9 protein-coding genes and 1 riboswitch are annotated in these 13,047 nt (G+C 68.4%); of the genes, 1 reads left to right on the top strand and 8 read right to left on the bottom strand.

Features of this window, described 5'->3' with window-relative positions; all coding sequences use genetic code 11:
• Positions 1–60 precede the first annotated feature (60 nt).
• A complete protein-coding gene (locus OCK02_RS12435) occupies positions 61–846 on the top strand; it encodes a TSUP family transporter (RefSeq protein WP_263813328.1) in 786 nt (261 codons plus the stop codon).
• Between the two features lie 22 nt (positions 847–868).
• Here the strand turns inward: OCK02_RS12435 and cobO are convergent, their stop codons facing one another.
• From cobO to OCK02_RS12395, 8 genes are all read right to left on the bottom strand, one after another.
• A complete protein-coding gene (gene cobO, locus OCK02_RS12430) occupies positions 869–1,531 on the bottom strand; it encodes a cob(I)yrinic acid a,c-diamide adenosyltransferase (protein ID WP_412178815.1) in 663 nt (220 codons plus the stop codon).
• A gap of 150 nt (positions 1,532–1,681) precedes the next feature.
• Positions 1,682–6,037, bottom strand: coding sequence for a cobaltochelatase subunit CobN (cobN, locus tag OCK02_RS12425; RefSeq protein ID WP_263813327.1), 4,356 nt, complete (start codon positions 6,035–6,037; stop codon positions 1,682–1,684).
• Positions 6,038–6,336: 299 nt separating this feature from the next.
• A complete protein-coding gene (gene cobW / locus OCK02_RS12420) occupies positions 6,337–7,389 on the bottom strand; it encodes a cobalamin biosynthesis protein CobW (RefSeq protein ID WP_263813326.1) in 1,053 nt (350 codons plus the stop codon).
• Between the two features lie 4 nt (positions 7,390–7,393).
• Positions 7,394–7,921 carry a bifunctional adenosylcobinamide kinase/adenosylcobinamide-phosphate guanylyltransferase gene (cobU, locus tag OCK02_RS12415; RefSeq protein WP_263813325.1) on the bottom strand — a complete coding sequence of 176 codons (528 nt, stop codon included), beginning with the start codon at positions 7,919–7,921 and terminating at the stop codon, positions 7,394–7,396.
• The gene (locus OCK02_RS12410; RefSeq protein ID WP_263813324.1) at positions 7,921–8,721 is read right to left on the bottom strand and encodes a CbtA family protein; all 801 of its coding nucleotides are present in this window, start codon (positions 8,719–8,721) and stop codon (positions 7,921–7,923) included. Before OCK02_RS12410 ends, cobU begins: the two co-directional genes overlap by 1 nt.
• Before the next feature lie 12 nt (positions 8,722–8,733).
• The gene (locus OCK02_RS12405; RefSeq protein ID WP_230805088.1) at positions 8,734–8,910 is read right to left on the bottom strand and encodes a CbtB domain-containing protein; all 177 of its coding nucleotides are present in this window, start codon (positions 8,908–8,910) and stop codon (positions 8,734–8,736) included.
• Between the two features lie 43 nt (positions 8,911–8,953).
• Positions 8,954–9,264, bottom strand: a riboswitch (cobalamin riboswitch).
• Between the two features lie 105 nt (positions 9,265–9,369).
• Positions 9,370–11,247, bottom strand: coding sequence for a peptidoglycan-binding domain-containing protein (locus tag OCK02_RS12400; RefSeq protein WP_263813323.1), 1,878 nt, complete (start codon positions 11,245–11,247; stop codon positions 9,370–9,372).
• A gap of 156 nt (positions 11,248–11,403) precedes the next feature.
• Positions 11,404–12,891: a cobyric acid synthase gene (locus OCK02_RS12395; protein ID WP_263813322.1), complete on the bottom strand. Its 1,488-nt coding sequence runs from the start codon at positions 12,889–12,891 to the stop codon at positions 11,404–11,406.
• Between the last annotated feature and the right edge of the window lie 156 nt (positions 12,892–13,047).

The raw sequence follows: 13,047 nt of genomic DNA, 5'->3' as shown, positions 1-13,047 counted from the left end.
TTTGCCGGCCGGTTCTGACAAGGAGAGCCGTTCCTTTCTCCAGCCTGCCCGGACTCCCACGTGGTCGACGTCACACTGCAGATTCTTCTCTTCCTGTTCCTCGCAGCCTTTGTCGCCGGCTTCATCGATGCCATCGCCGGCGGCGGCGGCATGATCACGATCCCCGCCATGCTGATCGCCGGGATCCCGCCGCTGGAAGCGCTGGGCACCAACAAGCTGCAGTCGCTGTTCGGTTCCGGCTCCGCCACGGTCGCCTATGCCGGCGCCGGCCATGTCGAGGTCCAGCGGCAATTGCCGATGGCCGCGCTGGCCGCGATCGGCGCGGCGTTCGGCGCCGCGCTCGCCACCGTCATTCCCGGCGAGGCGCTGCGGGCGGTCTTGCCCTTCCTGCTCCTCGGGATTGCGCTCTACTTCGCGCTGAAGCCGAGCATCGGCGACGTCGACAAGCATCGCCGCCTGTCGGAATTGGCCTTCACCCTGTCGGTGGTGCCGCTCATCGGCTTCTACGACGGCGTCTTCGGCCCCGGCACCGGCTCGTTCTTCATGCTCGCCTTCGTCTCGCTCGCGGGCTTCGGCATCCTCAAGGCGACGGCCAACACCAAGTTTCTGAACTTCGGCTCCAATGCCGGCGCCTTCGCCTTCTTCCTCGGCTATGGTGTCGTGCTCTGGAAAGTCGGCATCACCATGGGCATCGGCCAGTTCCTCGGCGCACAGGTCGGCTCGCGCTTCGCCATGCGAAAGGGCGCAAGGATCATCAAGCCGCTTCTGGTCGTCACCAGCATGGCGCTCGCGCTTCGCCTCCTGGCCGACCCCGCCAATCCGCTGCGCGCCTGGCTGGGCTTCTAGCCAGCAGGCATCGCGGGCCCGATCAGAATTCGACGCCGATCTGGGCCTTGATGCCGGAGCGGAACGGATGCTTGACCAGCTCCATCTCGGTGACGAGGTCGGCGATCTCGATCAGCTCGTCCTTGGCATTGCGCCCGGTCAGGACGACATGCGTCATGTGCGGCTTCTGCGCCTGCAGGAACGCCACGACCTCGTTGACGTCGATATAGTCGTAGCGCAGTGCGATGTTGATCTCGTCGAGCAGAACCATCGAGTTGCGCTCGTCGAGGATCAGCTCCTTCGCCTTCTCCCAGGCCTTCTGCGCCATGGCGACGTCGCGCGCCCGGTCCTGCGTCTCCCAGGTGAAGCCCTCGCCGAGCGTGTGGAACTGGCAGAGATCGGAGAAATGCGTCTCGATCAGTTCGCGCTCGCCGGTTTTCATCGCGCCCTTGATGAACTGCACGACGGCCGACGGCTTGCCATGGGCGATGTGCCGGAAGATCATGCCGAAGCCGGCGGTCGACTTGCCCTTGCCCTTGCCGGTATGGACGATGACCAGGCCCTTCTCGTCCGTCTTGGTGGCCATGATCTTCTCGCGGGCCTGCTTCTTCTTGGCCATCTTCTCCGAATGGCGCGCGAGTTCGGCCTCGGTCATGCCGGCCTCATTGCCTACCTCTTTGACAGTGTCGGTATCGGTATCGCTCATGGCGTGCTCCTCAATTCTCGTGTTTCGGCATCGTCACCGGCGAGGACGTCGCCCGCCGGCAGCTCTCGCAATGGCAATGGCCGGTGCGGATGATGGGGCCGGAAACCTCAAAACGCACCGACCTGCACAGGCAGCGTCCGGAAAGCCCGCTCATGATGCCCTCCTCCTGCCGGCGATCTCCTCCAGGGCGAACCGCGCCGAGTTTGAACGCGGCGACCACAGCCGGCGGTCGATTGCCTCGACCAGGCGATCCGACATCTCCTTCAGCGCTGCGGGGTTCTTCTCGGCCAGGAAGTCGCGCACGTGCTCGTCGAGAAGATAGGCCGTGTAGACCGCCTCGAAATGATGATCCTTCACCGCACCCGTGGTCGCAGCGAAGGCGAACATGAAGTCGACGGTCGCGGCAAGCTCGAAGGCGCCCTTGTAGCCATGGCGCATCATGCCGTCGATCCACTTCGGATTGACGACGCGGGCGCGCACGACGCGGCCGATCTCGTCCTCGAGCGTGCGCACCACCGGCTTCTCCGGCCGCGAATGGTCGTTGTGGTAGACGACAGGCTGCGATCCCGTCAGGTGCGCGACCGCGGCCGCCATGCCGCCCTCAAACTGATAGTATTCGTCGCTGTCGAGCAGGTCGTGCTCGCGGTTGTCCTGGTTCTGGACGATCGCCTGCAGGCTCTTCATCCGCGCCTCCAGCCGGTCGCGGCTGGAAACGTCCTCGCCCTCGCCGGCATAGGCATGCGCGCCCCAGGCAAGCCAGGCCTCGGCAAGGTCACCCCGGTCCTGCCACAGCCCCTCGTCCATCATCGTCTGCAACCCGGCGCCATAGGTGTTGGGCTTGGCCCCGAAGACACGGTAGCCGGCCATGGCCCGCGCCTCGCTTTCGCTGGCGCCCTCGCCGGCAAGGGCCGCAGCCTCGGCCCGCATCCGCGCTGCGATCGGATTGTCCTCCCCGTCCTCGTCCAGCGCGCCGACCGCGCGCACGGCGCGGTCGAACAGCGCGATCTGTTCGGGAAAGGCGTCGCGGAAGAAGCCGGAGATGCGCAGCGTGACGTCGACGCGCGGCCGGCGCAAAAGCGCGGGTGGGATGATCTCGTAGCCGGTCACCCGCCTTGAGACCGTGTCCCACACGGGCTTCGCGCCGATCAGTGCCAGCGCCTGGGCGATGTCGTCTCCGCCGGTGCGCATGTTGGCGGTGCCCCAGGCGGTGATGCCGAACGAGGTCGGCCATTCGCCATGGTCCTGCGCATAGCGCGTCACCAGCAGTTCCGCCGACTTCCTGCCCAGTTCCCACGCCGCCGGCGTCGGCACGGCGCGGCTGTCGACGGAATAGAAGTTGCGCCCCGTCGGCAGCACGTCCGGACGCCCGCGCGTCGGCGCGCCGGACGGGCCGGGCTCGACGAAGCGGCCGGAGAGCCCGCGCATCAGCGCCGTCATCTCCGCTTCGCCGCAGGCCTCGATGGCGGGGCGGATCGACCGTCCGACCTGGTCCAGCACCGCCCGCGTCGCCTCCCAGCCATCCGGGCAAGGCAATTCACCGGAAACGAGCTTCGTCGACAGCAGTTCGATACGCTCCACGGTGTCGCCGACTGTGCGCCATGGGGCGTCGGTCTGCGAAGTCAGGATCTCCGGCCTCGACCCCGTCCACGGATCGGAGGGCACGCAGTCGAGCGGGTCAAATGTCGTGTGCGGGGGGCTACCCCCCTCTGCCCTGCCGGGCATCTCCCCCTCGAGGGGGGAGATCGATGGGGTGAGGCCCCGCCCATCGCGAGCGTGGCCGTCAACCGCCGCGTCCGCACCAACCGCGTCACCGCGCCCGCTGCCATCCGCATGGACCACCGCCATTCGCCCGGTACCGATCTCCCCCCTTGTGGGGGAGATGCCCGGCAGGGCAGAGGGGGGTGCATCCCGTGTGGCAGCAATGTCGACAGCCGAACCACCACCCAGCGCATCCGCCGCGATCGCCCGTTGCAGGCTGGCGTCGCCGCCTTCGCCCAGCCCGCGCGGCACCCGCGCCAGCGCCAGCGTCAGGTCGGTCAGGAGCCGGCCCGATGGCGACACCCCGAAGACGTGCAGGCCGTCGCGGATCTGCATTTCCTTCAGGTCACAGAGATAGGCATCGAGCTTCTGCAGCGCCGCCTCCTCGCCGTCGGAGCGGGCGATGCCGGCATCCTGGTCGAGGCCGATGTCGCGGACGAGGTCGAGGATCTGCCGGCTCAGGAGCCGAAGCCGCCGCGGATCGCCGCCCGAGGCGTCGTAGTATTCGTCCACCAGCGCCTCGAGGTCCTTCAGCGGCCCGTAGGTCTCCGCCCGCGTCAAAGGTGGGGTCAGGTGGTCGATGATGACGGCGGCCGAGCGACGCTTGGCCTGCGTGCCCTCGCCCGGATCGTTGACGATGAAGGGATAGAGATGCGGCACCGGACCGAAGACGGCCTCCGGATAGCAGGCCTCCGACAGCGCCAGCGCCTTGCCCGGCAGCCATTCGAGGTTGCCGTGCTTGCCGACATGGACGATCGCGTGGACGCCGCAGACCTCCCGCAGATAGGCGTAGAAGGCGAAATAGCCGTGCGGCGGCACGAGGTCCGGCGAATGATAGGTTTCCTTCGGGTCGATGTTGTAGCCGCGCGCCGGCTGGATGCCGACCAGCGTCCCGCCGAAACGGCAGAGCGGCAGCGCGAAAACGTCGCCGGCCACGAAGGGATCCGCCTCCGGCGCGCCCCAGCGGGCCGTCACTTCGTCCTGAATCACCCTGGGAAGAGACGCAAAGAAACGCTTGTATTGATTCAGCGAAATCGTCTCGCGGATCTCGCGTCCGTCGTTCGCCGCATTGGTCGGCCCCGCCATCAGGTGCGCGATCAGCGCATCGCCGTCGGCAGGCAGGTCGGCGACCGCATAGCCGTCCGCCTTCATCTTTCGCAGGATCTCGAGCGTGCCCGCCGGCGTGTCCAGCCCGACGCCGTTGCCGAGCCGGCCGTCACGGTTCGGATAGTTCGCCATCACCAGCGCGACGCGGCGCTCGCCAGCCCCTGCCCGCCGCAGCCGCGCCCAGTTGGCCGCCAGCCGGGCCGAAAAGCGGATCCGGTCCTCGACCGGTTCGAGACTGACGATGTTCGTCTCGACCTCGGCGTCCCAGCGGGCGGCCGCCTTGAACGAGACGGCCCGCGCCAGTATCCGGCCGTCCACCTCCGGCAGCGACACGTTCATGCCGAGGTCGCGCGCCGTCAGGCCCTGGCCCGACGCCTGCCAGGCCTCGCGGGAGGAACCGGAAAAGATCACCTGCAACACCTGCGCGCCGGCCTCGTCCAGCACCGTCGGCCTGCGGTTGCTACCGGGTGCGGAGACGGCGAAGCTCGTCGCGTTGAGCACCGCCTCCGGCCGCGCGGCGGCAAACGCCGTCCGCACGATCTCGATCGAAGCCGGATCCTTGAGGCTGGAGACGAAGACCGGCAGCGCCCGCACGCCCTCGGCCGCCAGCGCCTCGATCAGAAGCTCCACCGGCCGCGTCTCACCGCTCTGGACATAGGCGCGGTAGAAGCAGATGGCGACGGTCGAGGGGTCGGAGGCCACGCCCGGAGCTACGCGCCCCGCCGCAGCACTCGGCTGCGCGAAATTACCCCCCTCTGCCCTGCCGGGCATCTCCCCCTCGGGAGGGGAGATCGGATGGTGCGCGCGTCCAGCCACAAACGCAGCGTCGCTTGCCGCGAACGCGGCTTCGGATAGGGGCGATGCGGGCAGCGGCTCGCCGATCTCCCCCCCTGAGGGGGAGATGTCCGGCAGGACAGAGGGGGGTGCCGGGGTCGAAACGATCGCGTCCGAATGCCCCTCATCCGCCCTTCGGGCACCTTCTCCCCGCAGGCGGGGCGAAGGGGAGCCTTGCTCTGTCTCTGCCGCTTCCGCCCCCTCTCCCCGTTCACGGGGTGAAAGGCAAACCTTGTTCCACGTCGCGAAATCGACCACGCCCCGCCCCGGCCACCAGATGCCGGCCTTTTCCAGCGGCGCCGGTGCCTCGGGCTTGTCGCCGCCGAAGACGAGCGCATCGGCATAGGCGAGGAAGCGGGCGGCGTTCTCCGCGCCCCCCTCCGTGAGATAGGCCCAAAGCTGCAGCCGGTCCTCGTCCGCGATCCGGTTGAACGGCGCCAGTCCCTCGTCCGGCCGGTCGTCGCCGGGCAGCGCCACGATGGCGACGCCGTGTGCCACCGCCGTGGCATGGAGCGCCTCCAGCACGTAGCGGAAATAGCTGGCGCCGCCGAGCGCCCGCACGACGATGAGCTTTGCATGCCGCGCCGTGCGCTCGACATAGGTATCCACCGACATCGGATGAGTGAGCGAGGCGAGACTTGCGAGCCTCAGCCGGGCCCGCGCCTGCCGGCCGCGATGGGCGGCGGCGATCGAAGCCAGTTCCGTATCGGCCGCCGACAGGAACAGGACGTCGCCCGGCGACTGGCCGAGATCGATCGCCTCCTTGCCATCGGCGATGGTACCCTTCTGGGCTAGCAGCAGATGCATGACGGCTCTCCGCTTCGGCGCGGCAGGTTACACCCACCTCTCGTCTGCAGCCCCTCTCCCCCACAGACAAGGTTATCGCGTTTGAGTTGCCGCAGGCGCAGCGAACGCCCTCTTCTCCCCATCGGGGAGAAGAGGGCTCGCAGCGCCGGATGAGGGGGTGGCGCGAGGCGCCAGGGCGTACCCCGAGCCCCCCTCATCGCCTCGCATCCGCTCGGCACTTCTCTCCGCCGGAGAGAAGAAGGAGCAGCCCGTCGCCGAGCCTGGTTCCGGCGATAGCCCTGTTCAGCAGACACGGCGGCTCAGCCCGCGGCTGCAGCGATCGCCGTACGCACGGCCTGCTCGTCCATGTCGTGCAAACCGATGACGACGAGGCGGGTGCCACGGGTCTCGCCGGGCGCCCAGGCGCGCTCGAAATACTGGTCGATCCGGCTGCCGACAGCCTGGACCAGAAGCCGCATCGGCTTGCCCGGAACGTCGGCGAAACCCTTGACGCGCAGCACGTCATGCTCGGCGATGACGCCCTTCAGCCGCTCCACGAAACCGGCCGGATCGGCGACCGGGCCGAGTTCGACGACGAAGCTGTCGAACTCGTCGTGGTCGTGTTCCTCGCCATTCTCGTGCTCCAGCTCATGATGCGACTTGCGGTTCTTGATATCGTCCTCGGTGCCGACGCCGAGGCCAAGGAGCACGGCGGCGGCGACGTCGCCGTTCCTCGCCTCGATCATCGCCGGCTTGCGGGCAGTTCGGGAGGCCACCTCGTCGCGCACCGTCTTCAACCCGGCGGCATCGATCAGGTCGGTCTTGTTCAGAACGATCAGGTCCGCCGCCGTCAACTGGTCCTCGAACAGTTCCTCCAGCGGGCTCTCGTGGTCGAGGTTCTCGTCCTCGACGCGCAGCGCATCCACCCGGTGGTGGTCGTCGGCGAAACGGCCGGCGGCGACCGCGGCGCTGTCGACGACGGTGATGACGCCGTCGACCGTCACCTGCGTCTTGATCTCCGGCCAGTTGAAGGCGGCGACGAGCGGCTGCGGCAGCGCCAGGCCCGAGGTCTCGATGACGATGTGATCGGGGCGGTTGTCGCGCTCCAGAAGCTTCGACATGGTCGGAATGAAATCGTCGGCGACGGTGCAGCAGATGCAGCCGTTGGTGAGTTCGATGATGTCGTCCTCGCTGCAGGCCTCCGCGCCGCAGCCCTTCAGCACGTCGCCGTCGACGCCGAGGTCGCCGAATTCGTTGATGATCAGCGCGATCCGCTTGCCGTTCGCGTTCTGCAGCAGGTTGCGGATCATCGTCGTCTTGCCCGCGCCGAGAAAGCCGGTGATGACGGTGGCGGGGATCTTTTGCTGGAGCATGGGCTCAACCCTTCATTTTCAGCGGCAGGCCTGCCGCGACAAGATAGACTTCGGAGGCAAGCTGCGCCACCTGCTGGTGCAGCCTGCCGGCGTGGTCGCGGAATTCGCGCGCCATCTGGTTGTCCGGAACGATCCCCAGCCCGACCTCGTTGGAGACGAACACGAGGCGGCCGGGTGCGGTGACGATGGAGGCCGCGAGATCGTCGAAGGCGGCCGCCATGTCGTGCTTTTCGAGCATCAGGTTCGTCACCCACAGCGTCAGGCAATCGATGAGCAGCACCCGGTCCTCGCGCGCCGTGTCTTTGATGCGCTCCGGCAGCGCCAGCGGCTCCTCGTGCGTCACCCAGCCATGGCTGCCGCGTTGGGCCTTGTGCTGGTCGATGCGCGCGCGCATCTCCTCGTCCCAGGCGCGGCCGGTGGCGATATAGTGCCTGGACAGGCCGCTCTCGGCGGCCAGCCTCTCGGCGAATGCGGATTTTCCGGAACGCGCACCGCCCAGAACCAGGACGGCTCCGGGCGATGTCGTTTTCATCAGGCTGCCTTTGCTGCGACCTTTTCGGAAACGCCGATCTTCTCGTTGGCGAAGCCGAGCGAAAGCCCGAGCACGACCCAGAAGAACAGCGTGGTGGCGAGCGCCGCCACGGCGAACTCCGCCCCGAGCACGGCCGGCACGTTGCTGGCGATGTCGGCAGGCTGCGGCGCGCCGTAGACCTGCGGGGCCCCGATCAGGACGATGCCCGCGACCTTCGCCGCAATCCCATCCTTCAGGATCAGCAGGTAGAGCCCCACGGCCGAAAGCACGACTGTCGCCACCCACCAGACCTGCCTGTCGCTTAGGTCGGCGGCCGGGAAGCCCGGAAGCTCCGGTGGCAGGCCGATGGCCGGCAGGAGATGCACGGCAAGCCAGCCGGCAGCGCCCCACAGCACCCCGTTGGCGACCGTGATCGCATTGCCGGTCACAAGGCTCACGCCCGCCAGCAGCAGCGCGAAACCCGCGCCGGTGACGAGGTTTGCGAGCAGCGTGCCGGAGAAGCGGCTCATGCCGAACATGATGCCGCCGTCCTCGTGCTCGCCCTCATGGGCATGGGCCACCGAGATGGGCGAGAAATAGGCGGCCACCTCCGACATCGTAGCGCCGATGCCGAGCGCGGAATGCTCGTGCGACGCGTCCGGCTGGACCTCGGCGCCGGGGGCGGCAGGCTCTTCGTCGCCGCCCTCGAATTCCTCGGCATGCAGGATCAGCGGAATGACGCGCGCCTCCTGGGCGACCGTCATCAGGGCGCCGGAGAACAGCCCGGCCACCAGGGCGGCCAGGAGATATTTGACGATCATGACATCTGCTCCTTAGTGGCAGGGAAAGCCATAGGAGTGGCGGGTGTCGTGCGCGGTGTCGTGCAGGACGGACGAATTGGCGAGGCCTGCGCCGAACACCAGGAATCCGCCGAGCAGAAGCGCTACGAGACCGGCATAGAGACGATCGTTGAGAGAAAGGGAAACAGAAGAAACGTTAGACGCAGCCATGACAACCTCCGTGCTGGCAACGGGGAAAATCCCCAGGTCGGGCACGATGCCCTCATTGGCCGGCAGGTCTCCTGGCTCGCGGCGTCGGGCGCGAATTGCGCCTGCGGCCCACCCTCGCCTTCCCGGGTGATGCGCGACATGAAAGGCGGACGATTCGTAGACATAGAGGCGTCCAGACCCCGGTTCATCATGCCGCCACCCAGTGGCTTTGCCGGTTGATCAAACCGGCTGGATTGGCCTCGCCACTCTACAGTCGCGGGGTCGGCCGTGATTGGAGCGCCCTGATTGGGTCCACCCCGTCACGTTCCCATTTAAGCGTCCGTCCATCACTGGACCGACGCACCTTCCAATAGTGGCGATGATTATGCCTGCAGGCACCGGAAGTCAATTGGCAGGAAACGGCGTCCGCCGCGCCGAATGCGTCGTCGCGGCGGCTGTTCGTTCAGTTCCGCTGGCCGCTCAGTAGCCCGGCCCGCTGATCGTCAGGTCGCTGCCGGGGCCGTAGCCGCCCCCGACCGGCCCCTCGTAGACGCCGCCGACCGGACCTTCGCGGTAGTAGCCGTCGACCGGGCCTTCGTAGACACCGTAGCCGTCATTGTAGTAGCGGTCGCGGCGGGCGCGCTGGCGATCGACGTATTCGCGGCTGCGGGCCTCGGCGAAGCGCGCCGACTGGCGCAATTCGCGATACTGCTTGCGCGTCAGGTAGCCGTCGCCGGCATAGCCGGCCGAGCGCTGCCAGGAGGCGATCGCCGCCCGCGTGCGCGGACCGTATACGCCGTCCGCCCCGCCGGTGCCGTAGCCGAGCGCGTTCAGCCAGCGCTGCGACTGGGCACGTGCGGCCGGATCGAGATAGGCCTCGCGCACGTCCGAAGGCGTCTGGAAGACCTTCGGCTGCTGCGAAGGCGCAGGCTGCGTCTGGCGAACGAGCGGCTCCGTCCCGGCGCCGAGCGGCGCAGCCGTTGCGGCGGGAGCGTTGATGGCCGGCTCCCGCGCGGCGACGTCGCCTGCGGGCTCTTCGCCGCCTGTGGCCTTGCCGCCCTTTTCCAGCGCGGCAAGGCGCTGGCGCGCCTCATCGGCAAAGCGGCCCTGCGGGAATTCGCGCAGGTAGTTCTCGAAAGCCTGCGGCCGGCCGTTCAGCACCGCGCGGCTCCAGCTGTTGTCCTCGCGACGGGCCAGCCGCTCGGCCTCCCCGTCCCCGGCTTCGTCCCCATCCATGCCCCCGCCGGCCGGTGCGGCTGCGACCGCATCCGCGGCGCCGTCCGTTGCCGGGCCGCCGTCGGGATCGGCCGCAGGGCTCGCGATCGCATTCTCGCCGTCGGTCGGCAGCGCCTCGGTGTCGAGCGCGTCGGCAACGCTGCCCTCGGCGACCGGCGGCGCGGCGGACGGCTGGGCCGCCTGCTGTTCGGCTCGCGCGCGCTCGGCCTCAGTCGCCGCCGTGGCTTTCTCGGCGGCGGCATCCGCCCTCGCCTGCGCTTCCCTAGCCTGTGTTTCCCTGGCCTGTGCTTCCGCAGTCGCCCGGGCTTCCTCCTCGGCCTTCGCCTTCTCGGCTTCCGCAGCGGCGATTGCGCGCTCGCGTTCAGCCTCCGCAGCCACCTGCTCCGCCTCGGCCCTGGCCTGCGCGGCAGCGGCCGCATCGGCGCGCGCCTTCGCTTCGGCCGCAGCCCTCGCTTCCTCTTCCGCCTTCAGCCGGGCCTGCTCGGCCTTGGCCTGCTGCTCCGCCTTGAGCCTTTCAGCCTCGGCCGCCTCCTCGGCGCGCTTGCGCTCGGCCTCGGCCCGCTGCCGTTCCGCTTCGGCCTTCGCCGCGGCAACCCGCTTCGCCTCGGCCTCCGCGCGCGCCTGTTCTTCCTTGCGCTGCCGCTCGGCCTCTGCCACGCGCTTCGCCTCGGCCTCGGCGGCCAGCCGCTCCTCTTCCGCCCGCTGCTTCTCCGCGGCGATCCTGGCCTCCTGCTCGGCCTTCAGCCGCGCGGCCTCGTCGGCCTTGCGGGCGGCCGCCGCCTTTTCCTTCTCCGAGGCGGCGCCGGCGTCGGTGGCTGCAGAATCCTGCGGCTTGCCGTCGTCTGCGCCAGCGGTGCTGGCAACGCCCCTGGCGTTCAGTTCGGCCAGCCGGAGCCGGGCCATCGAGGCGAAGGTGCCGTTCGGATAGTCCTTCAGATAGGCCTCGTAGCCTGCCGGATCGCTGCCGGAGGAAACCTTCTGCCAAAGGGAAAACTCGGTCTCCCAGCGCTTGCTGGCGCTGACGGCCGGCTTCGTCTCGGCCGCCTGCACGGCCGGTCCGCCCGCGATCGCAAGCCCGATCAGCCCCGCCCATCCGAGTTTCGCAAAACGGCCACTGGTCATTCGACATTCCCTTTCGATCGCATGCGGCATCCCCCCGTCAGATAGCGGCAGGGCGATGCCACTCAAGGTCTTTGCATCGGATTCTGGCGCAACTTTGGTGGTAACCTTAACCGACGAAGATGACGAAACGGCTTCGCCATCCGCCCGGAAAACGTCTCAGCCGCCGCGATTAATCGGGATGGTCCGATCACTTTCCATCAGCCGCGAAAGCCACGCGTGATCCAGCACGGCTTCGAGTTCGACGGCCACGCCGTCGAGTGCCGCGTCCACAGCACCCCGGTAGTCGAAGCCGCCGCCGGCGATCCCGAACTCCGCAAGCAGCCGGCTGCGGAAGGCGTCGCTCGCCATGAAGCCGTGCAGGTATGTGCCGAACACCCGGCCGTCCGCCGAGGTCGCCCCGTCCGCCCTGCCGTCGATCATAATGGGTGGACGAGCGCAGTCGGGGCCGGTGGTCCTGCCGAGATGGATCTCGTAGCCTTCCAGCGGCACGTCGTAGCTGAGCGACCGCGCGCGGCTGTTGCGCACCGTCTTCTCCGGCGCCATCTCGGTCTCGACGTCGAGCAGGCCGAGCCCGTCGACCGCGCGCTCGCCACCCTCGATGCCGAGCGGATCGCGCACGGACCGGCCGAGCATCTGGTAGCCGCCGCAGATGCCGATGATGCGTCCGCCGCGCCGGTGATGCCGGGCGAGATCATGGTCCCACCCCTGCGCGCGGAAATCCTTCAGGTCGGCGATGGTGGCCTTCGAGCCCGGCAGAATGACGAGGCCGGCATCGGCCGGCAGCCGCTCGCCGGGGCGGACGAAGACGAGCTCGACGTCCGGCTCCTGCGCCAGCGGGTCGAGATCGTCGAAATTGGCGATGCGCGGCAGCACCGGCACCGCCACTTTCAGTGCTCCGGGCCGGCCGGAAGCCAGCCGTTCCAGCACCACCGAATCTTCCGGCGGCAGTTGCCGGGCGTGCTTCAGCCAGGGCACGACGCCGAGGCACGGCCAGCCGGTATGCTGCCCGATCGCCGCAATCCCGTCGTCGAACAGGGTGACGTCGCCGCGAAACTTGTTGATCAGGTAGCCCGACACCATCGCCCGGTCTTCCGGCGGCAGGATCGCCTTCGTGCCGACCAGCGAGGCGATCACCCCGCCGCGGTCGATATCGCCGACGAGCACGACCGGAACGTTCGCCCGCGTGGCAAAGCCCATGTTGGCGATGTCGCCGGCGCGCAGGTTGATCTCGGTCGGCGAACCGGCCCCCTCGACCACGACGAGATCGGCGCCGGCGCAGACGCTTTCGAAGCTATCCATCACCGCGTCCATCAACCGTGGCTTGAGCGCCTGGTAGTCACGCCCCTTCGCCTGGCCGAACACCCGGCCCTGCACGATGATCTGGCTGCCGGTGTCGGATTGCGGCTTCAGCAGCACCGGATTCATGTGCACCGACGAAGGCGTGCGCGCCGCCATCGCCTGCAGCCACTGCGCCCGCCCGATCTCGCCGCCGTCATCGGAAACGGCCGCGTTGTTCGACATGTTCTGCGGCTTGAACGGCCGCACCCTCAGCCCGCGATTGGAGGCGATCCGGCAGAGCCCTGCGACCAGTACCGTTTTTCCGACATCGGAGCCGGTTCCCTGCAGCATGATTTTTCGCGTCATGCCCCTTCCCTAGCATCGCGCCGGAGCACCGCAAAGCCCTGAAAGCGCCGCGATGCCGACGCAATCGGGCGGCGGCCCGGCGCCCTGCGACAAAAGTGCTAATATGCATGTCCCGTTTGCGACACTCGATGGCGGCGGCGATCGCGATTCCGTTTC

Source organism: Rhizobium sp. TRM96647, assembly GCF_025780115.1.
Classification (GTDB): Bacteria; Pseudomonadota; Alphaproteobacteria; order Rhizobiales; family Rhizobiaceae; genus Mycoplana.
Note: the sequence above shows the minus strand (reverse complement) of the source record. Positions and strands in the feature narration are given on the sequence as shown.